16 protein-coding genes are annotated in these 24,348 nt (G+C 72.4%); 11 read left to right on the top strand and 5 right to left on the bottom strand.

What is annotated here, in order from left to right:
- Positions 1-2 precede the first annotated feature (2 nt).
- Positions 3-1,178, bottom strand: coding sequence for a hypothetical protein (locus tag AB0O19_RS16655; RefSeq protein ID WP_363620151.1), 1,176 nt, complete (start codon positions 1,176-1,178; stop codon positions 3-5).
- A 287-nt stretch (positions 1,179-1,465) separates the two neighbouring features.
- Between AB0O19_RS16655 and mtrA the strand changes: the two genes are divergently transcribed.
- The 3 genes from mtrA to AB0O19_RS16640 all read left to right on the top strand — a co-directional run bounded on the left by mtrA (position 1,466) and on the right by AB0O19_RS16640 (position 6,090).
- Positions 1,466-2,143, top strand: coding sequence for an MtrAB system response regulator MtrA (gene mtrA, locus AB0O19_RS16650; protein WP_030247322.1), 678 nt, complete (start codon positions 1,466-1,468; stop codon positions 2,141-2,143).
- Between the two features lie 118 nt (positions 2,144-2,261).
- A complete protein-coding gene (gene mtrB, locus AB0O19_RS16645) occupies positions 2,262-4,250 on the top strand; it encodes an MtrAB system histidine kinase MtrB (RefSeq protein WP_363587372.1) in 1,989 nt (662 codons plus the stop codon).
- Positions 4,225-6,090, top strand: coding sequence for an LpqB family beta-propeller domain-containing protein (locus tag AB0O19_RS16640; protein ID WP_363620149.1), 1,866 nt, complete (start codon positions 4,225-4,227; stop codon positions 6,088-6,090). Before mtrB ends, AB0O19_RS16640 begins: the two co-directional genes overlap by 26 nt.
- A 61-nt stretch (positions 6,091-6,151) precedes the next feature.
- Here AB0O19_RS16640 and AB0O19_RS16635 read toward each other — a convergent pair whose 3' ends face one another.
- Positions 6,152-6,871: a phosphoribosyltransferase family protein gene (locus tag AB0O19_RS16635; RefSeq protein WP_363620147.1), complete on the bottom strand. Its 720-nt coding sequence runs from the start codon at positions 6,869-6,871 to the stop codon at positions 6,152-6,154.
- A gap of 370 nt (positions 6,872-7,241) precedes the next feature.
- Here AB0O19_RS16635 and raiA point away from each other — a divergent pair, with 370 nt between their 5' ends.
- Together raiA and AB0O19_RS16625 are read left to right on the top strand one after the other, a co-directional pair.
- On the top strand, positions 7,242-7,934 hold the full coding sequence (gene raiA / locus AB0O19_RS16630; RefSeq protein WP_363620145.1) for a ribosome-associated translation inhibitor RaiA: 693 nt from the start codon (positions 7,242-7,244) through the stop codon (positions 7,932-7,934).
- 253 nt (positions 7,935-8,187) lie between these two features.
- Entirely contained in the window at positions 8,188-8,898 is a 711-nt protein-coding gene (locus AB0O19_RS16625; protein ID WP_063351359.1) for a response regulator transcription factor, read from the top strand.
- Positions 8,899-8,917: 19 nt separating this feature from the next.
- On the opposite strand, the gene AB0O19_RS16620 is transcribed toward AB0O19_RS16625, so the two are convergent.
- Together AB0O19_RS16620 and AB0O19_RS16615 are read right to left on the bottom strand one after the other, a co-directional pair.
- A complete protein-coding gene (locus AB0O19_RS16620; protein WP_363620143.1) occupies positions 8,918-10,141 on the bottom strand; it encodes a crosslink repair DNA glycosylase YcaQ family protein in 1,224 nt (407 codons plus the stop codon).
- 56 nt (positions 10,142-10,197) lie between these two features.
- The gene (locus AB0O19_RS16615; RefSeq protein ID WP_363620141.1) at positions 10,198-10,770 is read right to left on the bottom strand and encodes a GNAT family N-acetyltransferase; all 573 of its coding nucleotides are present in this window, start codon (positions 10,768-10,770) and stop codon (positions 10,198-10,200) included.
- Between the two features lie 242 nt (positions 10,771-11,012).
- Here AB0O19_RS16615 and secA point away from each other — a divergent pair, with 242 nt between their 5' ends.
- Entirely contained in the window at positions 11,013-13,775 is a 2,763-nt protein-coding gene (secA, locus tag AB0O19_RS16610) for a preprotein translocase subunit SecA (RefSeq protein ID WP_363587342.1), read from the top strand.
- 140 nt (positions 13,776-13,915) lie between these two features.
- Here the strand turns inward: secA and AB0O19_RS16605 are convergent, their stop codons facing one another.
- The gene (locus tag AB0O19_RS16605) at positions 13,916-14,356 is read right to left on the bottom strand and encodes an Rv3235 family protein (protein ID WP_063349159.1); all 441 of its coding nucleotides are present in this window, start codon (positions 14,354-14,356) and stop codon (positions 13,916-13,918) included.
- Positions 14,357-14,716: 360 nt separating this feature from the next.
- On the opposite strand from AB0O19_RS16605, the gene AB0O19_RS16600 reads away from it, so the two are divergent.
- The 5 genes from AB0O19_RS16600 to AB0O19_RS16580 all read left to right on the top strand — a co-directional run bounded on the left by AB0O19_RS16600 (position 14,717) and on the right by AB0O19_RS16580 (position 24,210).
- Positions 14,717-15,859: a patatin-like phospholipase family protein gene (locus AB0O19_RS16600; protein WP_363620139.1), complete on the top strand. Its 1,143-nt coding sequence runs from the start codon at positions 14,717-14,719 to the stop codon at positions 15,857-15,859.
- Between the two features lie 90 nt (positions 15,860-15,949).
- A complete protein-coding gene (locus AB0O19_RS16595) occupies positions 15,950-16,459 on the top strand; it encodes a hypothetical protein (protein ID WP_350881082.1) in 510 nt (169 codons plus the stop codon).
- Positions 16,460-16,544: 85 nt separating this feature from the next.
- Positions 16,545-17,204, top strand: coding sequence for a haloacid dehalogenase-like hydrolase (locus AB0O19_RS16590; RefSeq protein ID WP_363620137.1), 660 nt, complete (start codon positions 16,545-16,547; stop codon positions 17,202-17,204).
- A gap of 150 nt (positions 17,205-17,354) precedes the next feature.
- Positions 17,355-18,980 (top strand): L-glutamate gamma-semialdehyde dehydrogenase, encoded by a 1,626-nt coding sequence (pruA, locus tag AB0O19_RS16585; RefSeq protein WP_363620181.1) that lies wholly within the window; start codon positions 17,355-17,357, stop codon positions 18,978-18,980.
- 283 nt (positions 18,981-19,263) lie between these two features.
- The gene (locus tag AB0O19_RS16580; RefSeq protein WP_363620136.1) at positions 19,264-24,210 is read left to right on the top strand and encodes an NAD-glutamate dehydrogenase; all 4,947 of its coding nucleotides are present in this window, start codon (positions 19,264-19,266) and stop codon (positions 24,208-24,210) included.
- The last annotated feature ends 138 nt before the right edge of the window (positions 24,211-24,348 follow it).

The following is a 24,348-nucleotide window of genomic DNA, read 5'->3' as shown; positions in this document are numbered from 1 at the left end:
GGTCAGCGCCTCGCGGGGGGTCGGCCGGCCTGGTCGCCCCGGCCGGTGGCGCCGGACTCGGCGAGGCCGGCGGCGCGGGCGAGTTCGATGTCCAGGGCCTCGCGGCGGATCCGCTGGTCGACGTAGATGAGGACGCCGAGGGCGGCCCGGAAGGGGATGGTGAGGGTGGCGGCGATGATGCCGGCGATCGCGGTGGTGATCAGCATCGCGGTGGGCTCGTGGGCCGAGCTGAGGTCGACCTGGCGGTCGAGGTCGCTGAAGCCGAGGACGAGTCCGGCGAAGCGGAACGGGATCGCGATGACCATGGCGACGATGAAGGTCAGCACCTCGCCGAGCAGCGAGATGCCGAAGATGCGCCACCAGGAGCCGAGGGTCAGCCGCCGGGAGCGGGACAGCGCGGTCCGCACGCCCTGCTTCTCCAGCATCAGGGCGGGGGCGGCCAGGCTGAACCGGATCCACAGCCAGAACCCGACCGGGATGGTCAGGATGCCGACGAGGAACAGCAGGGCCTCCGTCTCGGGGGCGCCCGCCGAGCCGGAGGCGTAGAAGTACCAGGGGCTGAAGCCGAGCAGCACCACACCGCCGGACATCAGGCCGGTGAGCAGGGTCAGCCCGAGCAGCTGCGGCAGCCGGCGGCGGGCGTCGCGCCAGGCGTCCCCGGCGTTCGCGGACTGCCCGAGGACGGCGCGGCTGACGACCATGGTGAGCAGCGCGGTGGCGACCACGCCGAGCAGCACCGTCAGCGGCATCGAGGCCAGCATGGTCGTCACCTGGGTGGCGGGGCCGGTCTTGCCCTTGACCAGCAGCTGGGCGGCGACGTTGCCGGCCTGCTCGACGACGGCGATGCCGAGGGAGAGGGCGAGGGTCGTCCGCCAGTGCTTGCGGATGGTGGCGACGGAGCCGTCGAGGAGTTCGCCGAGTCCGAGCGGGCGCAGCGGGATGACGCCGGGCTTGGGGCTCTGCGGAGCGCCCCAGCCGTAGGGGTGGTGGCCGCCCGGTGCGGGCCGGCTCCAGTCGGGCCGGGTCTGTTGACCGCTCCAGCCAGGGGCCGGGGCGGGGGCGCCCTGCGGTGGTGCCGACGGCCCGGGCACGGCGGCGGGCGCGTCGGCCGGGGGCCGGGCGTCGTCGCGGGGCGGCTCGGGCGAGCCGGGCGAGGCCCAGCCCGGAGTGTCGGTCATCACTGCTCCTCGGAGGGGCGTCACGGGCGCGGTTCCGGGCGGATCTTTCGCCCGCGCGCAGCGCCCATCGTGCCATGGGGCCTGGGGAGGCCCCATGGGTATCCGGCCGCTGATCGGAAACGGGGGCCTTCCGGTGGTCGGGCGGTGGGCCGCGGGCCGTTCGAAGACGTTCCGGCCGGGCACATTCGCCCGGTATGGCCGGAATTAACCGGTGGGGGAGTTGGCCGTTGTGGAGCATTGGCACTGCTGTGCGGCAGGTCACAATCCGGTAATGAGAGGATGGACGCATGAAGGGACGCGTCCTCGTCGTTGATGACGACTCCGCACTGGCCGAGATGCTCGGTATCGTGCTGCGTGGTGAGGGTTTTGAGCCGTTTTTCGTCGCGGATGGGGACAGGGCGCTAGCTGCGTTCCGGGAGACCAAGCCCGACCTGGTCCTGCTCGACCTGATGCTGCCCGGTCGGGACGGTATCGACGTCTGCCGGCAGATCCGGGCGGAGTCCGGCATTCCGATCGTCATGCTGACCGCGAAGACCGACACGGTCGACGTCGTGGTGGGCCTGGAGTCGGGTGCCGACGACTACGTCACCAAGCCGTTCAAGCCCAAGGAGCTGGTGGCCCGGGTGCGTGCCCGGCTGCGCCGCGCCGAGGAGCCGACGCCCGAGCAGCTGACCATCGGCGACCTGGTGATCGACGTGGCCGGCCACTCGGTGAAGCGGGACGGCCGGGGCATCCCGCTGACCCCGCTGGAGTTCGACCTGCTGGTCGCGCTGGCCCGCAAGCCCTGGCAGGTGTTCACCCGTGAGGTGCTGCTGGAGCAGGTCTGGGGCTACCGGCACGCGGCGGACACCCGCCTGGTCAACGTCCACGTGCAGCGCCTGCGGTCCAAGATCGAGAAGGACCCGGAGCGCCCCGAGATCGTGGTGACCGTCCGTGGCGTCGGCTACAAGGCCGGACCCAGCTGACGTGACGCACCTGGCTGACGAAGCCCCGTCGGGTTCCGCGACCGACGGGGCCGACGCGGTTCGCGGGTCCGTGCTGAGTTCGACCACCCGCCGCCGGCGCCGGGCGGCCGCGTTCGCGCTGCTGACCCGTCAGCTGCGTCGGCCCGCGCGCCGGGTGACGGCGCTGTACCGCCGGTCGATCCAGCTGCGCGTGGTGGCGGTCTCGCTGCTCGCGTCCATCGCGGTCGTCCTGGTGCTCGGCGTGGTCGTGATGGCGCAGGTGCGCACCGGCCTGCTCGGCACCAAGATGGCGGCCGCCCGCGAGCAGGCCAGGATCGGGTTCCAGGCGGAACTGAAGAAGATCGACGAGGCGAAGGACCAGCGGCTGCGGGTCGGCGCCACGCCCGACCCCACCATCGAGGAGACCGGCACCTGGCTGCTGCGGCAGGTCAACGACCTGGCCGCGAGCGGGCAGACCGTCTACTCGGTGATCGCGATGGCCGCCGGCACCGACGCCATCGTCCCGGAGAACGGCTTCGCGCCGCGCTTCTCGGGCGACATCCTGCCCAGCAGCGTCCCCGACACCCTGCGGGACAGGGTCCACTCCGAGCCCGGCCAGATGTTCGACCAGCCGGCCCGGATCCACCGGGCCGACGAGCGGACCGAGCCCGGGCTGGCCCTCGGCATGCAGTTCACCGGCCCGGCCGGCAACAGCTACCAGATGTTCTACGTGTTCTCCTTCGGCCAGGAGACCGACACCCTCGACCTGATCACCGGCACCCTGGCGACCGCCGGCGTGTTCGTGGTGATCCTGATGGGCGGCATCGCCTGGGTCGTGGTGCGCCAGGTGGTCACCCCGGTCCGGATGGCCGCCGGCATCTCCGAGCGGCTCGCCGACGGGCACCTGGAAGAGCGGATGAAGGTCACCGGCACGGATGACATCGCCCGCCTCGGCGAGTCGTTCAACCGGATGGCCAATGCCCTCCAGGCCCAGATCCGCCAGCTGGAGGAGCTGTCCCGGGTGCAGCGGCGCTTCGTCTCGGACGTCTCGCACGAGCTGCGCACCCCGCTGACCACGGTCCGGATGGCCGCGGACCTCATCTACGACAGCCGCGAGGACCTGGACCCGATGGCGGCCCGCTCGGCGGAGCTGTTGCAGGGCCAGCTGGACCGCTTCGAGTCGCTGCTCGCCGACCTGCTGGAGATCAGCCGCTTCGACGCCGGCGCCGCGATCCTGGACGGCGAGCCGGTCGACCTGCGCGACATCGTCGCCCGGGTGGTGGAGGCCGCCGACCCGCTGGCCCAGGCCAAGGGCAGTGCGGTGGTGATCCGCGGCGACGGCGAGCCGGTCGTCGCCGAGGTGGACTCCCGCCGGATCGAGCGCATCCTGCGCAACCTGGTGGTCAACGCCCTGGAGCACGGCGAGGGACGCGACGTGGTGGTCCGGCTGGGCTCGGCCGACGGCGCGGTCGCGGTCGGCGTGCGCGACTACGGCATCGGCCTCAAGCCGGGCGAGGCGTCCCGGGTGTTCCACCGGTTCTGGCGGGCCGACCCGTCCCGGGTGCGGACCACCGGCGGCACCGGCCTCGGCCTGTCCATCGCGGTCGAGGACGCGCACCTGCACGGCGGCTGGCTGCAGGCCTGGGGCGAGCCCGGCGGCGGCTCGCACTTCCGGCTCACCCTGCCGCGCACCCGGGGCGGCGAGATCAGCCGGGCGCCGTTCCGGCTGGAGCCGGAGGACTCCCGCAACAACCGGGGCCTGGGCACCTACGGCGTGCCGTACCGGCGGGCGATCAGCCCGCCCGGCGCGACCGCGATGACCGCGGCCGAGGAGCAGGCGGAGACGCCGGAGGGGCCCGTCAACGGCTTCGGCAGCGGGCTCGGCGGGGTGCTGAACATCGGCCCCGACCTGGGCAAGCGCCGGCTGCCCGAAGGGCCGCGCGCGGACCCCTCGGACGTCCGGACGGCGGGGAGCGGGTACGGTGCCACCGGCGCCCAGGTGATGGTGGACCCGACGCCCGGACGGCCGTCGGTGGCACAGCGGACGGCGGAGCCGGACGTGACGGATGGGACGGGCGGGACGGACCTGGAGGGGTCGCAGCGTGCGAAGGACGAGCAGCAGGACTGAGCCGCGGTTCACGGCGGTGGCCGGCGTGGTGCTCGGCGCCCTGGTGGCGAGCGGCTGCGCGGCCATGCCGGACTCCGGCGGCATCTCCCGGGTGGAGCTGTCGCAGGGGGCGGCCGACAAGAACCTGCAGGCCAAGGTCTACCCGGTGGCACCGGCCAAGGGCGCCAAGCCGCGCGCCCTGCTGACCGGGTTCCTGGACGCGGTGACCGCCGACGAGGGGTACGAGACCGCGCGCCAGTACCTCACCGAGAACGCCTCCGCGCACTGGAACCCGGACGCCGGCATCCAGGTGCTCTCCGCCGCCACCCCGAACCTCCCGGCCGGCCAGGAGATCGCCGACACCGACACCAGCGTCTCCGCGACGGTGACCGGGTCGCTGATCGCCAGGATCGACGAGAAGCACTCGTACCTGGCCGAGGGGCAGCGGGACGTCTCGGCCGACTTCACCCTCGTCCGGGAGAAGGACGGCGAGTGGCGGATCGACAAGCTGCCGGCCGGCGTGATCATGAACGAGACCAACTTCAACAACAGCTACCGCCAGGTCGACCGGTACTTCTACACCACGCCGGACCCGTCCTCGACCGTCACCGGGAGCGCCGGCCAGCAGGTCCTGATCCCCGACCCGATCTACCTGCGGCGCCGGACAGACCCGCTGACCGCCGCCGCCAAGGCCCTGGTCGCCGGGCCCTCGACCTGGCTCGCGCCGGTCGCCCGGACGTCCTTCCCGAGCGGCGTCAGCGTCGACCGGGTGAGCGTCGACGACGGCCGGATCGCCCACGTGCAGCTCGGCGGGGCGGATGTCAGCGAACCGGTGTCCTGCCGGCGGATGGCGACCCAGCTCTTCTACACCCTCGCCGACCAGGGCAAGGGACAGGTCGAACGGCTTGAACTCAAGGGCCAGCGGGGCAACTGCTTCGCCAGCCGCAACGACCTGCCGGCCACCGGCCCCGGCGCCCTGGCCGGGCCGCTGCCCGCGCAGCAGTACTACCAGCGCGCCGACAACGGCCTCCTGATGGTCACCGACGAGCAGCGCAACGGCGAGCCGGTGCGCGGCGTCCTCGGCAAGCCGCAGCCAGCCGGCAAGGCGCCGCTCGGCACCATGGCCGTCAACCGGGACGGCTCCCGGGCCGCCGCGATCAGTGGGGACGGCCACCAGCTCTACTCGGTGCCGCTGGCGGACAGCGCGGTGGCGCTGCCCGACCCGGTGCTCACCTCGCCGGTGAAGACCGCCGACAAGGAGGACGGCCTCGCCTCGCCCAGCTGGGACGGCCGAGGCGACCTCTGGGTGGTGGACCGCAACCCGCAGGGCCCGCGGGTGGTGATGGTCCGCGGCAACCGGACGTACCCCGTCGCGGTCGAGGGGCTGGACGGGCAGACCGTGCAGGCCCTGAAGATCTCCTCGGACGGCGCCCGGGCCGCCCTGGTGGTCAAGACCGCGGGCGTGCCCAGCCGCTCGCTGTACTTCGGCCTGGTGGTGCACGGCGGCACCCCGGAGGCGCCGACCGCGCGGATCACCGGCCTGCGCCGGGCGGCCCCCTCGCTCACCGACGTCGCCTCGGTCTCCTGGGCGGAGGCCGACCAGCTGCTGGTGCTCGGCAAGGAGGCCGACCGGATCAAGCAGCTGTACTACATCGGCACCGACGGCACGCAGAGCGCCGACACCACGCTGCAGGCCGAGAACATGCTCACCGTCTCGGCCTCCGAGTCCCGGGGCAACGTCCTGGCCCAGGCGCCGTCGGTGCTCGCGGCGGCCGGAGGCGCGATCTACCGGCTGATCGGCAGTCAGTGGCGCGAGGTCCAGTTGGCCGACAAGGCCGGGTCCTTCTTCTACGCGGGCTAGGAACCCGCCGGTCACGCCCTGACGTTCCGATCCCTGACGCCACGTCGGGCCGCTCGGCGCCTCAGCCGGGCCGGTGCGCGGTGGCGGCGACCGCGGCGCCCGCCCGGGCGGGCAGTCCGGCGTCCGCCAGTGCCCGGGCCGCCTCGGCGAGGCTGGCGCCGGTGGTCACCAGGTCGTCCACCAGGACCGGATGACGGCCCAGCAGGTCGCGCCGGGCGCGCGGCAGCACGGTGAGCGCGCCGTGCAGGTTGCGGTGGCGCTCGGCCGCGCTCAGTCCGGCCTGGTCGGCGACCGGGCGGGCGTGCCGCAGCAGCGGCTCGGCCCGGGCGTCCAGGCCGCACCGGCGCAGCGAGCGGGCGGCGGCCCCGGCCAGCCGCAGCGTCGGGTCGTGGCCGCGGGCGCGGACGGCGGAGCGGGCCGAGGGCATCGGGACCAGCAGCAGCGGCGCGGCAGCGGCACGCGGCCCCAGGGCGGAGCGGACGGCCCGGCCGAGCGCCTCGCCGAGCGGGCCCGCCAGCCGCAGCGCGCCGCGCTCCTTGTGGGCGAGCAGCAACTGCCGGACGGGGTCGGCGTACGGGGCGGCGGCGTGCGCCCAGGGCAGCAGCGTGGGGCCGGGCCGGGTGGCGGCCAGCGCGTGCCGGCAGGCCGGGCAGAGCTGGGTGCGCTCGGCGCCGCAGCCGGCGCAGCGGGCCGGGACCAGGACGTCCAGCAGTCCGGCCAGTGCGTGGCCGAACGGCCCTTGGGCGGACGGCGGACGGGTGGGGGTGGGGGGTGGTGGCACGGCTGCTCCTGGCGACGGCAGGCACGGAGAGTGAGCAAAGGATGCGCCGTACGGGGGGTGTTGTCCAGGTATTTACCCGTGCTTCACTCGCAGGAGGGTAGACAGGGTCCAACAGCTTGACCGCCCGCCCGCAGTATCGGGTCATACCCGACTCCGCGCCTGGGGAGGCGAAAACCCCGTGTGAGGTGTTCGATAAAGCTCCAAGGGGTTTCAACCGTCCCTGGTGGGGAGGAAGTGAGGTGAGGGCCAGTCGTTTCCCGCCGCTGGCGGCGGGGGCGGGGGGCCGGCAGTGGATGGGCTGGTCCAGCTGGGTCTCAGTCCGGTCCGGTAGCACCCGGATCGGCGTCAGCACGAGGGATCGGAGTTCTGCGTGGACATCGTCGTCAAGGGCCGCAAGACCGAGGTGCCCAAGAGGTTCCGCGAGCACGTGGCCGAGAAGCTGGAGAAGGTCCAGAAGTTCGACGGCAAGGTGATCAGCCTCGACGTCGAGGTGTCCAAGGAGCACAACCCGCGGCAGGCCGACCGGTCCGAGCGGGTGGAGATCACTCTCCGTACCCGTGGGCCGGTGATCCGGGCCGAAGCCGCCGCCGCCGACCCGTACGCGGCGCTCGACCTGGCCTCGGCGAAGCTCGACGCCCAGCTGCGCAAGTCCGCGGACCGGCGCCGAGTGCACAAGGGCGGCAACGGCCGCACCCCCATCAGCGTCGCCGAGGCGACCGCGGCGCTGGCCGCGCTGCCGGAGACGGCGGTGCGGGAGGGCGAGACCAACGGGGCCGTCCGCAAGACCATGATGGGATCCCTGGAAGTGGAGGGCGAAGGCCCGCTGGTGGTCCGGGAGAAGACCCACCCGGCCGCCCCCATGGCGCTGGACCAGGCGCTGTACGAGATGGAACTGGTCGGCCACGACTTCTACCTCTTCGTGGAGAAGGACAGCGGCCTGCCGAGCGTCGTCTACCGCCGTCACGGCTACCACTACGGCGTCATCCACCTGCAGACCGACGGGTCGGCCGGCGCGGGCGGCGGCGCGGGCGGGGCGATCGGCGAAAGCGACGACGAGGACTGACCGTCCGAAGACAATCCTGGAGGGGTGACCCCGGCGGCCGAGTCCGCCGGGGTCACCGGCGTTTCGGGGCAGGGCGGGTGGAGCGGGAGTCGAGGGCGGGCCCGGGAGGTCACCCGATGCGGAACGGCGGCGTCGGAGGGTGACAGCAACGGCCGCGCGGCGTGGAATGATTGGCGCACGACGACCCGCGAAGGGGGAGGAGCGGATGGGGGATCACTTCGGGCTGGGGCCCGCTACGGGGCCGGTCACCGGACTGTCACCGGGACCGGAGGAGGAACCCGCGTACGCGCCGCACCGGGGTGAGCCGATCCGCGTACTGGTGGTGGACGACCACGCGTTGTTCCGCCGGGGGCTGGAGATCGTGCTCGCGGAGGAGCCAGACATCAAGGTCGTCGGCGAGGCCGGCGACGGCGCCGAGGCCGTGCTGAAGGCTGCCGACCTGCTGCCGGACATCATCCTGATGGACGTCCGGATGCCGCGCCGCAGCGGGATCGAGGCCTGCACGGCGATCAAGGACGTGGCACCCAGCACCAAGATCATCATGTTGACGATAAGCGACGAGGAGGCCGACCTCTACGAGGCGATCAAGGCGGGCGCCACCGGCTACCTGCTGAAGGAGATCTCCACCGACGAGGTCGCCACCGCGATCCGCGCGGTCGCCGACGGGCAGTCCCAGATCAGCCCGTCGATGGCGTCCAAGCTGCTCACCGAGTTCAAGTCGATGATCCAGCGCCGCTCCGACGACCGGGACCTGGTGCCCGCACCCCGGCTCACCGACCGGGAGTTGGAGGTGCTCAAGCTGGTGGCGACCGGGATGAACAACCGGGAGATCGCCAAGGAGCTGTTCATCAGCGAGAACACCGTGAAGAACCACGTGCGCAACATCCTGGAGAAGCTCCAACTGCACTCCAGGATGGAGGCGGTGGTGTACGCGATGCGCGAGAAGATCCTCGAAATAGGGTGACCGTGGCTGCGCCCCGGCCCTAGCTCGCGAGGAGTTTCTCGAGGGCCGGGCGCAGCCGTTCGTCCGGCAGGGCCTCGACCCGGACGCCGTCGCAGCCCACCCAGGCGGCCGCCTCGCGCAGGGCCGCCGCCAGCGCCTCGACGTGCCGGGCGCCGTACCCCCGGTCGCCGGCCAGCGAGACCTGACGGGCCACCAGGGTGCGCCCCTCCCGGGCCGGGTCGACCCGGCCCACCAGCCGGCCGCCGGCCAGCAGCGGCATCGCGAAGTAGCCGTGCACCCGCTTGTGCTTGGGCGTGTAGGCCTCCAGCCGGTGCGTCATGCCGAAGATCCGCTCGGTGCGTGCGCGGTCCCAGATCAGCGAGTCGAACGGCGAGAGCAGCGTGGTGCGGTGGCGCCCGCGCGGGGTGGTGGCCAGTGCGGCCGGGTCGGCCCAGGCCGCCGCCGCGCCGCCGCCCGGGCCCCAGCCGGCCACCTCGACCGGGACGAGCCCGCAGTCCGCGAGGACCGGGTCCAGCTCCTCGGCGCGCAGCCGGTGGTAGTCCAGCAGGTCGGCCCGGGTGGCCACGCCGAGCGCGGCCCCGGCCTGGGCGACCAGGGTGCGCACGCACTCCCGGTCGGTGCGGTCCTGCCCGAACAGCGCCTCGGGGATGGCCTGTTCGGCCAGCGCGTAGACGCGCTTCCAGCTCCGGCGCTCGGTGCAGACCACGTCGCCGAAGGCCAGCGCCCGCTCCACCGCGACCTTGGTGTCCGACCAGTCCCACCATTCGGCGGTCTTCTTGGCGCCGCCCAGCTCCGTGGAGGTCAACGGGCCCTCGGCGCGCAGCTTGTCGAGCACGTGCCGGTACGTCTCGGGCGTCACCTGGTGGCCCCAGAGGTGGCCGCGCTCGCGGTAGCGGCGGCGCCGGAACGCGAACAGCGGCCACTCCTCGACCGGCAGGATGCAGGCCGCGTGCGACCAGTACTCGAAGCTCGTGCCCGCGCCCCAGTACGCCGCCTCGACGGCCGGACGGCCGACCGCGCCGAGCCGGGCGTACGGCACCAGTTCGTGCGAGCGGGCCAGCACCGAGATGGTGTCCAGCTGGACGGCGCCCAGGTGCCGCAGCACCCCGCGCACCCCGGCCCGGCGGTCCGGCGCGCCGAGCAGGCCCTGGGCGCGAAGGGCGATCCGGCGGGCTTCGTCGGCGCTCAGGACGGTGACGGGCGGCGGGCCGGCGGGGGAGCCGGCGGCAGGCAGGGCGGTCATGTCGGCGAGGGTAGTCCGGGGCACCGACAGCCGGTCGGGGGGCGCCGGCGCGGGCGTCAGGGGCGGAGGTCCGGGAGGTCCGGGAGGTCCGAGGCGAGCAGCGAGGCGACCCAGGCGTCGTGGAAGGTGCCGCGCTGCTCGGCGTACGAGCGCAGGGTGCCCTCGAAGCGGTAGCCGACCTTCTCGGCCACCGCGCGGGAGCCCTCGTTACCCACGTAGGCCTGCCACTCCAGGCGGCGCAGACCGAGCTCGACCAGGCCGTGGCGGGCGACCGCGCGGGCGGCCTCGACCGTGTAGCCGCGGCCGCGGAACTCCTTCGTCGCCCACCAGCCGACCTCGGCGGAGCCCGGGTCGCCGTGGCGCAGCACGAGGCCCTGGGTGCCGACCAGGACGTCGGAGCCGCGCTCGAACACGCACCAGATCCGGTTCTCGCCGGTGCGCCAGCCCTGCGCGGCGAGGTCGCGGACGAAGTACTCGGCGTCCTCGCGCCGGTACGGGCTCGGGACGACCGTCCAGCGCTGGATCTCGGTGTCCTGGCAGGCGGCGAAGACGGCGTCGATGTCCGACTCCTGCGGGGCCCGCAGGACGAGGCGGTCCGTGGTGAGGGTGACGGTGCGGGGCTCTTCCATGGGCGGATTATTCCGTGGAGAGAGGAATTCGGGCATCCGAATATCGAGCCGACCCCTCGGTCCGCTGACCGGTTTGTCCCGGTGGGCGGTGCTATCGGATCAAGTGCTCGCGCGGGTGACACGGGAATACCGTGCTGACGCACCTCCCGGGGCATTGGACTCCTCGCATACGATGGCCCGTGCGGTGGGGTGAACCCGCCGTGCAGTCGTCCAGTGCCAATACAGGCAAGGAGCCCGCCCAAGTGTCCGTCTTCGACAAGATCCTGCGCGCCGGCGAAGGCAAGATCCTTCGCAAGCTGCAGCGGATTGCTGCCCAGGTCAACTCCATCGAAGAGGACTTCGTCAACCTCACCGACGCCGAGCTGCGCGCGCTGACCGACGAGTACAAGCAGCGGCTCGCGGACGGCGAGACCCTGGACGACATCCTCCCCGAGGCGTTCGCCACGGTGCGCGAGGCCGCCAAGCGGGTGCTCGGTCAGCGGCACTACGACGTTCAGCTCATGGGTGGCGCGGCCCTGCACCACGGGTACGTCGCGGAGATGCGCACCGGTGAGGGCAAGACCCTCGTCGGCACCCTGCCCGCGTACCTGAACGCGCTCACCGGCAAGGGCGTCCACCTGATCACCGTCAACGACTACCTCGCCGAGCGCGACTCGGAGTGGATGGGCCGGGTGCACCGCTTCCTCGGCCTCGAAGTCGGCGTGATCCTCGGCAACATGACGCCCGCCGAGCGCAAGCACCAGTACTCGATGGACATCACGTACGGCACGAACAACGAGTTCGGCTTCGACTACCTGCGCGACAACATGGCCTGGTCGAAGGACGAACTCGTCCAGCGCGGCCACAACTTCGCGGTCGTCGACGAGGTCGACTCGATCCTCATCGACGAGGCCCGCACCCCGCTGATCATCTCCGGCCCGGCCGACCAGGCGACCAAGTGGTACGCCGACTTCGCCAAGCTGGTGCTGCGCCTGAAGATCGACCGCGACTACGAGGTCGACGAGAAGAAGCGCACCGTCGGCATCCTGGAGGAGGGCGTCACCCGGGTCGAGGACTACCTCGGCATCGACAACCTCTACGAGTCGGTGAACACCCCGCTGGTCGGCTTCCTGAACAACGCCATCAAGGCGAAGGAGCTGTACCGGGCGGACAAGGACTACGTCGTCATGAACGGCGAGGTCATGATCGTCGACGAGCACACCGGCCGCATCCTGGCCGGCCGCCGCTACAACGAGGGCATGCACCAGGCGATCGAGGCGAAGGAGGGGGTGGAGGTCCAGAACGAGAACCAGACGCTGGCCACCATCACCCTGCAGAACTTCTTCCGCCTGTACGACAAGCTCGCCGGCATGACCGGTACCGGCACCACCGAGGCCGCCGAGTTCCACCAGATCTACAAGCTCGGCGTGGTGCCGATCCCGACCAACAAGAACCCGCTGCGCATCGACCAGCCCGACCTGATCTACAAGTCGGAGCCGGCCAAGTTCGCCGCCGTGGTCGAGGACATCGCCGAGAAGCACGAGAAGGGCCAGCCGGTGCTGGTCGGCACCGTGTCGGTGGAGAAGTCCGAGTACCTCTCGCAGGAGCTGCGCAAGCGCGGCATCCCGCACGAGGTGCTGAACGCCAAGCACCACGAGCGCGAGGCGCAGATCGTCGCGCAGGCGGGCCGCAAGGGCGCCGTGACCGTCGCCACCAACATGGCCGGCCGCGGTACCGACATCATGCTCGGCGGCAACTCCGACCACCTCGCGGCGGCCGAGCTGGCGCAGCGCGGGCTCACCCCGACCGAGACCCCGGAGGAGTACGAGGCCGCGTTCCCAGCCGCCCTGGAGAAGGCCAAGGCCTCGGTCAAGGCGGAGCAGGACGAGGTCAAGGAGGCCGGCGGCCTCTACGTGCTGGGCACCGAGCGGCACGAGTCCCGCCGGATCGACAACCAGCTGCGCGGCCGCTCCGGCCGTCAGGGCGACCCGGGCGAGTCCCGCTTCTACCTGTCGCTGGGCGACGACCTGATGCGCCTGTTCAAGGCCGGCATGGTCGAGCGCGTGCTGTCGATGGCCAACGTGCCCGAGGACGTGCCGATCGAGTCCAAGATGGTCACCCGGGCGATCGCCTCCGCGCAGACCCAGGTCGAGCAGCAGAACTTCGAGATCCGCAAGAACGTCCTCAAGTACGACGAGGTGCTGAACCGCCAGCGCGAGGTCATCTACGGCGAGCGCCGCCGCGTGCTGGAGGGCGAGGACCTGCAGGAGCAGGTCGGCCACTTCATGGACGACACCGTCGAGGCCTACGTCAAGGCGGCCACCGGCGAGGGCTTCGAGGACGACTGGGACCTGGAGAAGCTCTGGACCGCGCTCAAGCAGCTCTACCCGCTCACCCTTGACCTGGAGGAGCTGGAGGAGGAGGCCGGCGGCTCTGCCGGGATGACCTCCGAGTTCCTGGTCAAGGTCGTCCAGGAGGACATCCAGGCGCAGTACGGCGCCCGCGAGGACCAGCTCGGCGCCGAGATCATGCGTGAGCTGGAGCGCCGGGTCGTGCTGTCGGTGCTGGACCGCCGCTGGCGCGAGCACCTCTACGAGATGGACTACCTCCAGGAGGGCATCGGCCTGCGGGCCATGGCGCAGCGCGACCCGCTGATCGAGTACCAGCGCGAGGGCTTCGACATGTTCACGGCGATGATGGAGGGCATCAAGGAGGAGTCCGTCGGCTACCTGTTCAACCTGGAGGTCCAGGTCGAGCAGCAGGTCGAGGAGGTCCCGGTCGCGGACGCCGAGGTGCTGCTCGACAAGCTGGAGAAGGACGCCGCCCGCCCGGAGATCAAGGCCAAGGGCCTGGAGGCCCCGAAGCCGCAGCGGCTGCACTACACGGCCCCCTCGGACGAGGTCGGCGGCGGTGTCATCGAGGGCGACTTCGAGGACCTCGCGCCGGAGGACGAGGGCGACGGGCTGACCCGCGCCGAGCGCCGCAAGGCCGCGAAGTCGGCCAAGGGCCGCCGCCGCAAGGGCTGAGCAGGCCGCAGGACGCCGCACAGGGCGCCGCTCCCGGACGGGGGCGGCGCCCTGTGCCGTCCCGGGCCGGCACGCGGTCGTGGGGGCCGCCGTGGCCGCCCTGGCCGCTGTGACGGCCGTGGTCGCCGTGACGGCCGTGGTCATCGGGCCTCCACGGCGGTGCACTGCCACTGACCGGCCTGCCCGCGCTGCTCCAGCCGGAAGGCCACCATGTGGTGCCGCCGGCCGAGGTCGACCCGGACGCAGGCCTCGACCGCGTCGGGCGAGGGCGACCGGTCGTGCACCGGGCCCAGCCGGGGCCGGTCGGCGGCGCCGCCGCGGCGCAGCGCGCCGGCCCGGACCAGGGAGGCGAGCTGCCCGTAGCCGTCCAGGCTGGTGTGCCGCATCAGCTGGCCGGAGGGCCGGGCGCCGGTGAGCACCTCGACCAGCTGGTGGGCGAAGCGGGAGGCCAGCGCCCGGGGGTCGTGGCCGCCCGGGCCGGTGCAGGCGGCGCGGGGGTGGCGCGGGCGGCGCCCGGCCGGGTCGTGGGCGGCGGTCGTGCGCGGCCGGCGGTGCGGGCGGGCGGTGAGCGGTGCGGTCACGGCGGGCTCCTCGACACGGTGGTGCGGGTGCGGACGGGTCCTTGCTAGCGGTGGGCCGCGTCGGGCGGCAAGGGCTTTTGCCGCTGCCCCCGGAGTGACCGGCAAGTTCACCTATCCGAGTGAATCGATCAGTGCGGTGCCGGGCCCGGCGCGCGGTCGCACGGTGCCCGATTGACGTGCGTGGGCGGGCCGTACGGTCCGAAAGAGGACGGTTCGATGCGCCGGACCGGGTGGTCCGAATCGCCGCCCCCGTTGCGGTGCCCGGCCGTCGGCGCGCACCATCGGAGCCTGATTGGGAACCGCGCGGAGCGGGACGGGGCCGGGCGGCCACGACCGCACCCACGACGACGGGCGGCCGCGATGACGACACGGGTAGCGGCGGTTCCGGCTCCGGCAGTCACGGGCACCGCCCCGCTGACCGGGGACGCACCCCGGCGCGGCCTGGTGCTGGGCGGCGGCGGGATGCTCGGCGCGGCCTGGACGGTCGGCGCGCTCTGCGCCGTCGAGGAGGCCACCGGCTGGCGGCCGGGCCGCGCGGACGTGCTGCTCGGCACCTCGGCGGGCTCGATCCTCGGCGCGATGCTGGCCGGCGGGGTCCGCACCGAGCAACTGCGTGACCACCAGCGCGGCCTGCCGATCACCGACGGCCCGCTGGCCGGGGTGGACTTCGACTACGACACGGCCGCCGGCGGCGCGCTGCCGCCCCGCCCCGGGGCGGGCATCGGCTCGCCCGGCCTGCTGCGGGACGCCGTCCGGCACCCGCGCGAGTACCCGCTGCTGACCATGGTGTCGGCGATGGCGCCGCCCGGCCGCGGTTCGCTGGCCCCGGTCGGCGAGCTGGTGTGCGGTCTGCTCGGCCCGGGCGGCTGGCCGCCGCCGGGCGCCGACGGCGAGGCCGGCGCCGGGGCCGCGGCGCTGCGGGTGGCGGCCGTGGACTACCGCAGCGGCCGCCGGGTGGTCTTCGGGGACCCGGACGCCCCGGCGGTCGCGGTCGCCGACGCGGTGATGGCCTCCTGCTCGATCCCCGGCTGGTTCGCGCCGGTGCGGCTGAACGGCTCGGCGTACGTGGACGGCGGCTGCTGGTCCGCCACCAACGCCGACCTGCTGCTCGGCCGCGGCCTGGACGAGGTGTACGTGCTCGCCCCGATGGCCCTGCGGCTGCGCCCTCGTGCCGACCGAGCCGACGCCGACGCCGGTGCCGTCGGGGTCGCCGGCACCAGCGGGCTCGCGGGCTCCCTCGCCGCGCTGCGCGAGTGGCGCGCCCGGGACCGCCCGCGCGGCGTGCTGGCCCAGCTGGTCAGCCGCTACCGCCGCGCCGTCACCCGGCAGCTGCTGCGCGAGGCCGTGCTGCTGCGGGCCGAGGGCGTACGGGTTCGGCTGCTCGCGCCGACGTCGGCCGACCTGGCCGTGATGGGCCCGAACATGATGGACCCGGCCCGCCGCGACGCGGTGCTGGAGAGCGCCCTGCGCACGTGCGGTGAGGCCCTGCGGGCCGCCCGCTGAGTCGGGCCGAGGTGATCACGCCCGGCCCGGCGGCGCTTATTCTTGGGGCGCTGGAAGCTGTGCCGCTGGACGAACCGGAGAGTGCCACCGATGCGCGTGTACGTGCCCACCACCCTGAACGGCCTGGCGGCGGCGCACCCGGGTGGTGCCCTGGACCAGTCCGCGGCCTACGCCGTGACGCCCGCGCTGCGCGAGTGGTACGTCAGTGACGACCTGGAGGAACTGGAGTACGCGGCGCTGAACCGGGCCGCGCAGTCCTCACTGCGGCTGCTGGCCGCCGACCCGGACGCCCCGCGCCGCCGGGTCGTGGTGGCCCTGGACGTGGCCGACTCGGCCGTCCGGCCGTTCCCCGGCGACGAGTACCAGGACCAGGCCTCGCTCGGCCGGGTGGTGCTGGCCGGCCCGCTGCCGCTGGCGAAGGCGGCGGCGGTGCACGCGGACGTCGCCGACGGCGAGGTGGTCGAGGACGTCGCGGCGGCGGTGGCGGCGGTGGCCGCGGCCGACGCGGGCGACCAGGACGCCCAGTTCACCGTGGACGGGGCCGAGGACCACGACCTGCTCTGGTTCGCCACCCAGGAGATCTCCGCGCTGCTGGCCTGAACGGCCGGTCGCGCCGGAGCGGAGCAGCAGGGTGCGTGAGCCCCGTCCTACCGGCGTGTCGGTGGTCGGGGCTACCGTTTCGCGCGTGGCTACACACATCGTTTGGGACTGGAACGGCACGCTCTTCCACGACATGGAGGCGGTGCTCGGCGCGAGCAACGCCGCGTTCGCGACCATCGGCGTCGGGCCGATGACCATGCGGGAGTACCGCGAGCAGTACGAGATCCCGATCCCCCGGTTCTACGAGCGGCTGCTCGGCCGGATGCCGTCCCAGGAGGAGTGGCTCCGGCTGGACGAGGCCTTCCACGACCGCTACCGGGAGCTGAGCCCGGCCTGCGGGCTGGCGGACGGCGTGCACGAGCTGATGGACGGCTGGCGGGAGGCCGGGCACAGCCAGTCGCTGCTGTCGATGTACGAGCACGAGAAGCTGCTGCCGCTGGTCGACGCCTTCGGCCTGACCGGCCGGTTCCTGCGGGTGGACGGCCGCAGCGGCCCGTCCGGCGGCCAGAAGGCGGAGCACCTGGCCCGGCACCTGGCCGCGCTCGGCGAGCGGGTGGACCCGGCCCGTACCGTGCTGATCGGCGATGCCGCGGACGACGCCCGGGCGGCGCTGGGCGCGGGTGCGCACGCGGTGCTCTACACCGGCGGCTCGCACACCCGGGAGAAGCTGGAGCCGCTCGGGGTGCCGGTGGTGGACAGCCTGGCGGAGGCGGTCGAGCTGGCCGGGCGGCTGGGGCGGGGCTGACCGTCCGCGGCGGGCGTGGCGGGCGCCACGTCCGCCGTCCGCGTGTCTGAGCGGGCGGATCGCGCGGCCGCTGGTCAGGCTGGACCAGGGCCTGTCCGGTGGATCGGGCCCTCCCACCGGAGCAGTCAGCAGGACGGAGCCGCCATGCCGATCGACGCAGTCACCGAGGTGCCCCTCCCGGTCAACGAGCCGATGCTGGGGTACGCGCCCGGCAGCCCGGAGCGGGACCGGCTGGTCCGGCGGCTGGACGAGCTGGCGGCCGAGCAGATCCCGTTGCCGATGACCATCGGCGGCGAGCAGCGGTTCGGCGGCGGTGAGCGGATCGACGTCGTCCAGCCGCACCACCACGCCGCCAAGCTGGGGGTGCTCGGCAACGCCACCCGGGAGGACGCCCGCGCGGCGGTGGACTCGGCGCTCGCGGCGGGCCGGCAGTGGCGGTCGCTGTCCTTCGACGACCGGGCGGCGGTCTTCCTGCGGGCCGCCGACCTGCTGGCCGGGCCCTGGCGGGAGACCCTCAACGCGGCCACCATGCTCGGCCAGTCCAAGACCGCGCAGCAGGCCGAGATCGACTCCGCCTGCGAGCTGATCGACTTCTGGCGGTTCAACGTCCAGTTCGCCCAACGGATCCTGGCCGAGCAGCCGATCTCCGCACCGGGCGTCTGGAACCGGGTGGACCACCGCCCGCTGGAGGGTTTCGTCTACGCGATCACCCCGTTCAACTTCACCGCGATCGCCGGCAACCTGCCGACCGCGCCCGCGCTGATGGGCAACACCGTGGTCTGGAAGCCCGCGCCGACCCAGACCCTGGCCGCGCACTACCTGATGCGGCTGCTGGAGGCGGCCGGTCTGCCGCCCGGGGTGGTCAACCTGGTCACCGGCGACGGCGTCCAGCTGTCCGCGGTCGCCCTCGCCGACCCGGCGCTCGCCGGGCTGCACTTCACCGGCTCCACCGCCACCTTCCAGTCGCTCTGGCAGACCATCGGCGCCAACATCGGCGGCTACCGGACGTACCCGCGGATCGTCGGCGAGACCGGCGGCAAGGACTTCCTGCTGGCCCACCGCTCGGCCGATCCGGCGATCCTGAAGGCGGCGCTGGTCCGCGGCGCGTTCGAGTACCAGGGCCAGAAGTGCTCGGCGCTCTCCCGGGCCTACCTGCCGCGCAGCCTCTGGCAGAAGATCAAGGACGAGCTGGTGGCCGAGGTGGACGCGCTCACGGTGGGCGACGTCACCGACCTCTCCAACTTCATGGGCGCGCTCATCGATCGGCGCGCGTTCGAGAAGAACCGGGACGCCATCGAGCGGGCCAAGGCCGATCCGACGATCGAGCTGGCGGCGGGCGGCCAGTACGACGACGCGATCGGCTGGTTCGTCCGGCCGACCGTCCTGGTCTCCTCCGACTACCGCAACGAGATCTTCCGGACGGAGTACTTCGGTCCGATCCTGGCCGTCCACGTCTACGAGGACGCCCGCTGGGAGGACGTGCTGCGCCGGGTCGACTCCGGCGCCCCGTACGGCCTGACCGGCTCGGTGATCGCGCAGGATCGTTACGCCATCGCCCAGGCGGTCGAGGCGCTGCGGTTCACCGCCGGGAACTTCTACATCAACGACAAGCCGACCGGCGCGGTCGTCGGCCAGCAGCCCTTCGGCGGCGGCCGGGCCTCCGGGACCAACGACAAGGCGGGCGCCGCCCAGAACCTCCTGCGCTGGACCTCGGCCCGCGCGATCAAGGAGACCTTCGTTCCCCCCACGGACCTGCGGTACCCGCACATGGGCTGAGAGTGAACGGGGGGCTCCGGTTTGGACATGGTGTCCAGGACGGACCGATCATCCTGCGGGTTTGCGCCTCCCTGTCCCTGTCCACCTTCGATTGATCCGGTTAGGCTGGCTGGCGTCGTCGGGTGGCTCCGCAGGGCGAATCGTCCTACCCACTGCGAAGGTATTTCATGCGCGCCATGAAGCCTTTTCAGTTGGAAGGTGCGGCAGGATTGCGAGTGACCCGTCGGTGTACACCCACACACCACCGAGTCACGCAACGGCGCGCGACAGGAGCCAAGAAGTCATGCAGACCAAGCTGGACGCAGCCAAGGCCGACCTGCTCAAGAAGGCAGCCACAGCCGCTGAGAACAGCCAGGTGGGGGGAGCGGCGCCGGGGGAAGGCCTGAGCAACGGCGCTCTGACCGCGTACCTGCACCACTACTACCTCCACACCGCGCCCGAGGACCTGGTCGACCGCGACCCGGTCGACGTCTACGGCGCGGCGGCCTCCCACTACCGGCTGGGCCTCAAGCGCCCGCAGGGCACCGCCGAGGTGCGGGTGTACACCCCCTCGGTCGAGGAGAACGGCTGGTCCTGCGGCCACACCGTGGTCGAGGTCGTCACCGACGACATGCCCTTCCTGGTCGACTCCGTCACCAACGAGCTGTCCCGCCAGGACCGCGCCATCCACGTCGTGATCCACCCCCAGCTGGTCGTCCGCCGTGACATCACCGGCAAGCTGCTGGAGATCCTGGACGTCGACGCCTGCTCCCGCAGCCAGGCCGCCGGCACCGAGTGGCCCGCCGACGCGACCGTCGAGTCGTGGATGCACATCGAGATCGACCGCGAGACCGACCGCGACGACCTGCGCGCGATCGAGACCGACCTGCGCCGGGTGCTCGGCGACGTCCGCGAGGTCGTCGAGGACTGGAGCAAGATGCGCGAGAGCGCGCTGCGCCTGGCCGACGAGCTCGCCGAGGAGCCCCCGACCGGCCTGCCCGAGCAGGAGGTCGGCGAGGCCTGGGAGCTGATGCGCTGGCTCGCCGACGACCACTTCACCTTCCTCGGCTACCGCGAGTACGACCTGGTCGAGCACGAGGGCGAGGAGGTCCTGAAGGCCGTCGCCGGGACCGGCCTCGGCATCCTGCGCTCCGACCCGCGCGGCCACGACGACCACCACCACCCGGCCAGCGAGGCCTTCGGCCGCCTCTCCGCGCCGGTCCGCGCCAAGGCCCACGAGAAGAAGCTGCTCGTCCTCACCAAGGCCAACAGCCGTTCCACCGTGCACCGTCCGTCCTACCTGGACTACGTCGGCGTCAAGAAGTTCAACGCCGCCGGCGAGCCGATCGGCGAGCGCCGCTTCCTCGGCCTGTTCTCCTCCGCCGCCTACACCGAGTCGGTCACCCGCATCCCGGTCGTGCGCCGCAAGGTGCAGGAGGTGCTCGAAGGCTCCGGCTTCTCCAGCGAGAGCCACGACGGCCGCGACCTGCTGCAGATCATGGAGACCTTCCCGCGGGACGAGATGTTCCAGACCGCGGCCTCCGAGCTGATCTCCATCGCCACCAGCGTGCTGTACCTCCAGGAGCGCCGTAAGCTGCGGCTCTTCCTGCGCCAGGACGAGTACGGGCGCTACTTCTCCGCGTTCATCTACCTGCCGCGCGACCGCTACACCACCCGGATCCGGCTGCTGCTCACCGACATCCTCAAGGAAGAGCTGAACGGCGCCACCATCGACTACACGGTGTACGCCACCGAGTCGGTGCTGACCCGTCTGCACTTCGTGGTCCGCGTCGCCCCCGGCACCGAACTGCCGCGGCTCACCGACTCCGACATCGAGCGGATCGAGAACCGCCTCGCCGAGGCCGCCCGGTTCTGGATGGACGGCTTCCACGACCAACTGCACACCGAACTGGGCGAGGAGAAGGCCGCCGAGCTCGGCCACAAGTACGCCAACGCCTTCCCCGACGGCTACCGCGCCGACTTCCCGCCGCGCACCGCCGTCGCCGACATCAAGCAGATCGAGTCGCTGCACGGCGAGGGCGACTTCCGCCTCAACCTGTACCAGCCGGTCGGCGCGGGCGACGACGAGCGCCGCTTCAAGGTCTACCGGGTCGGCGGCCCGATCTCGCTCACCGAGGTCCTGCCGGTGCTCCAGCGCCTGGGCGTCGAGGTGCTGGACGAGCACCCGTACGCGCTGCGCCGCTCCGACGACACCACCGCGTGGGTGTACGACTTCGGCCTGAGGCTGCGCGAGGCCACCGAGCTCACCGACGAGGCCCGCGAGCGCTTCCAGGAGACCTTCGCCGCCACCTGGACCGGCAAGGCCGAGAACGACGGCTTCAACGAGCTGGTCCTCACCGCCGGGCTGACCTGGCGCCAGGCGACGGTGCTGCGCGCGTACGCCAAGTACCTGCGCCAGGCGGGCTCCACGTTCTCCCAGGACTACATGGAGGACGCGCTCCGCAACAACACCCACACCACCCGGCTGCTGGTCAACCTGTTCGAGGCCCGGCTGAGCCCCAGCCACCAGCAGGGCGCCGCCGAGCTGACCGAGGGCATCCTGGAGGAGCTGTCCGGCGCGCTCGACGAGGTCGTCTCGCTGGACGAGGACCGCATCCTGCGCTCCTTCCTGCACCTCATCACGGCCACCCTGCGGACCAACTTCTTCCAGCACGACGGCTCCGGTGACTGGCACTCCTACGTGTCGATGAAGTTCGACCCGAAGGCCATCCCGGACCTGCCGGCCCCGCGCCCCGCGTTCGAGATCTGGGTGTACTCGCCGCAGGTCGAGGGCGTGCACCTGCGCTTCGGCAAGGTCGCCCGCGGAGGTCTGCGCTGGTCCGACCGGCGCGAGGACTTCCGCACCGAGATCCTCGGCCTGGTCAAGGCGCAGATGGTCAAGAACACCGTCATCGTGCCGGTCGGCGCCAAGGGCGGCTTCGTCGCCAAGCAGCTGCCGGACCCGTCGGTCGACCGGGACGCCTGGCTGGCCGAGGGCATCTCCTCGTACAAGACGTTCATCTCCGCGCTGCTCGACATCACCGACAACCTGGTCGCCGGCGAGGTCGTCCACCCGGCCGACGTCGTCCGCCACGACGAGGACGACACCTACCTCGTCGTCGCCGCCGACAAGGGCACCGCGACCTTCTCCGACATCGCCAACGGCGTCGCCGAGTCCTACGGCTTCTGGCTGGGCGACGCGTTCGCCTCCGGCGGTTCGGCCGGCTACGACCACAAGGGCATGGGCATCACGGCCCGCGGCGCCTGGGAGTCGGTCAAGCGCAACTTCCGCGAGCTCGGCGTCGACACCCAGACCGAGGACTTCAAGGTCATCGGCATCGGCGACATGTCCGGCGACGTCTTCGGCAACGGCATGCTGCTCAGCGAGCACATCCGCCTGGTCGCCGCCTTCGACCACCGCCACATCTTCCTCGACCCGAACCCGGACGCCGCCGCCTCCTACGCCGAGCGGCGCCGGCTCTTCGAACTGCCCCGCAGCTCCTGGGACGACTACGACAAGTCGCTGATCTCGGCCGGCGGCGGCGTCTTCCCGCGCACCGCCAAGTCGATCCAGCTCAGCACGCAGGTCCGGGCCGCCCTCGGCGTCCAGGACACCCGGCTCACCCCGGCCGAGCTGATGAAGGCGATCCTCCAGGCGCCGGTCGACCTGTTCTGGAACGGCGGCATCGGCACCTACGTCAAGGCCTCCACCGAGACCAACGCCGAGGTCGGCGACAAGGCCAACGACGCCATCCGCGTCAACGGCGACCAGGTCCGGGCCCGCGTCATCGGCGAGGGCGGCAACCTCGGCTGCACCCAGCTCGGCCGCATCGAGTACGCCGCGGTCGGCGGCCCCGAGAGCACCGGCGGCTGGATCAACACCGACGCCATCGACAACTCGGCCGGTGTGGACACCTCGGACCACGAGGTCAACATCAAGATCCTGCTCAACCAGGTCGTCTCCGACGGCGACATGACGGTCAAGCAGCGCAACGTCCTGCTGGCCGAGATGACCGACGAGGTCGGCCACCTGGTGCTGCGCAACAACTACGCGCAGAACGTGGTGCTGGCCAACGCCGTCGCCCAGGCGCACAGCATGGTCAACGTCCACTCCCGGATGATCAACCGGCTGGAGTCGGCCGGCCAGCTCGACCGGGGCCTGGAGTTCCTGCCCACCGAGCGCCAGATCCGCGAGCGCCAGCAGAACGGCCGCGGCCTCTCGCAGCCCGAGATGTCCGTCCTGCTCGCGTACACCAAGATCACGCTGGCCGAGGAACTGCTCGCCACCGCGCTGCCCGACGACCCGTACTTCCGCACCGCGCTGCACGACTACTTCCCGAGCGCGCTGCGGGCCCGGTTCGCCGACGCGATCGACAACCACGCGCTGCGCCGCGAGATCATCACCACCCTGATCGTCAACGACACGATCAACCGCGGCGGCTGCACCTTCGCCTTCCGGCTGAAGGAGGAGACCGGCGCGACCTACGAGGAGATCGCCCGGACCCACACCGCCGCCAGGGCCGTGTTCGACCTGGAGGACATCTGGGCCGAGATCGAGGGCCTGGACAACGAGGTCACGGCCCGGGTCCAGACCAAGATGCGGCTGCACTCGCGGCGCCTGGTCGAGCGTGCCACCCGGTGGATGCTCAACAACCGCCGCCAGCCGCTCGACATCGCCGGCACCATCGAGTTCTTCCACGACCGGGTCGACCAGGTCTGGGGCTCGCTGCCCAAGCCGCTGCGCGGCGACGACCTGGTCTGGTTCGAGGCCGTCTACAACGAGCTCGCCTCGGCCGGGGTGCCGGAGGAACTGGCCACCCGGATCGCCGGCCTCTCCTCGACCTTCCCGACCCTGGACATCAGCGAGGTCGCGGACCGCTCCGACAAGGACGTCGCCGAGGTCGCCGAGCTCTACTACGACCTCGCCGACCGCCTCCAGATCACCCACCTGCTCGACCGCATCATCGAGCTGCCCCGCACCGACCGCTGGTCGTCGATGGCCCGGGCCGCGATCCGCGAGGACCTCTTCGCGGCGCACGCGGCGCTGACCGCCGACATCCTCGCCTGCGGCCCCGAGGGCGCCACCCCGGAGGAGCGCTACGGCGCCTGGGCGGACCTCAACGCCACCCTGCTGAACCGCGCCAAGAGCACCCTCGACGACATAAGGGGTTCGGACAACTACGAGCTGTCCAGCCTCTCGGTCGCGATGCGCGTCATCCGCACCCTCCTGCGCACGGGCTCCATGCGCTGACGGCCGGCGGTACAGCCAGGCGGCGGGCCCGCGTCCACGGACGCGGGCCCGCCGCTTTTCGCGGCCGGCCGACGGGCGGCGGATTCCGGATGGTGACGGAGTCGTCACGCTGCGCACGAGCCGGGGTGTGGTCGGGAT

Source organism: Kitasatospora sp. NPDC091276 (assembly GCF_040684355.1).
Lineage (GTDB): Bacteria > Actinomycetota > Actinomycetes > Streptomycetales > Streptomycetaceae > Kitasatospora.
The sequence above is the reverse complement of the archived record's forward strand: the minus strand, read 5'-3'. Positions and strand labels throughout refer to the sequence as shown.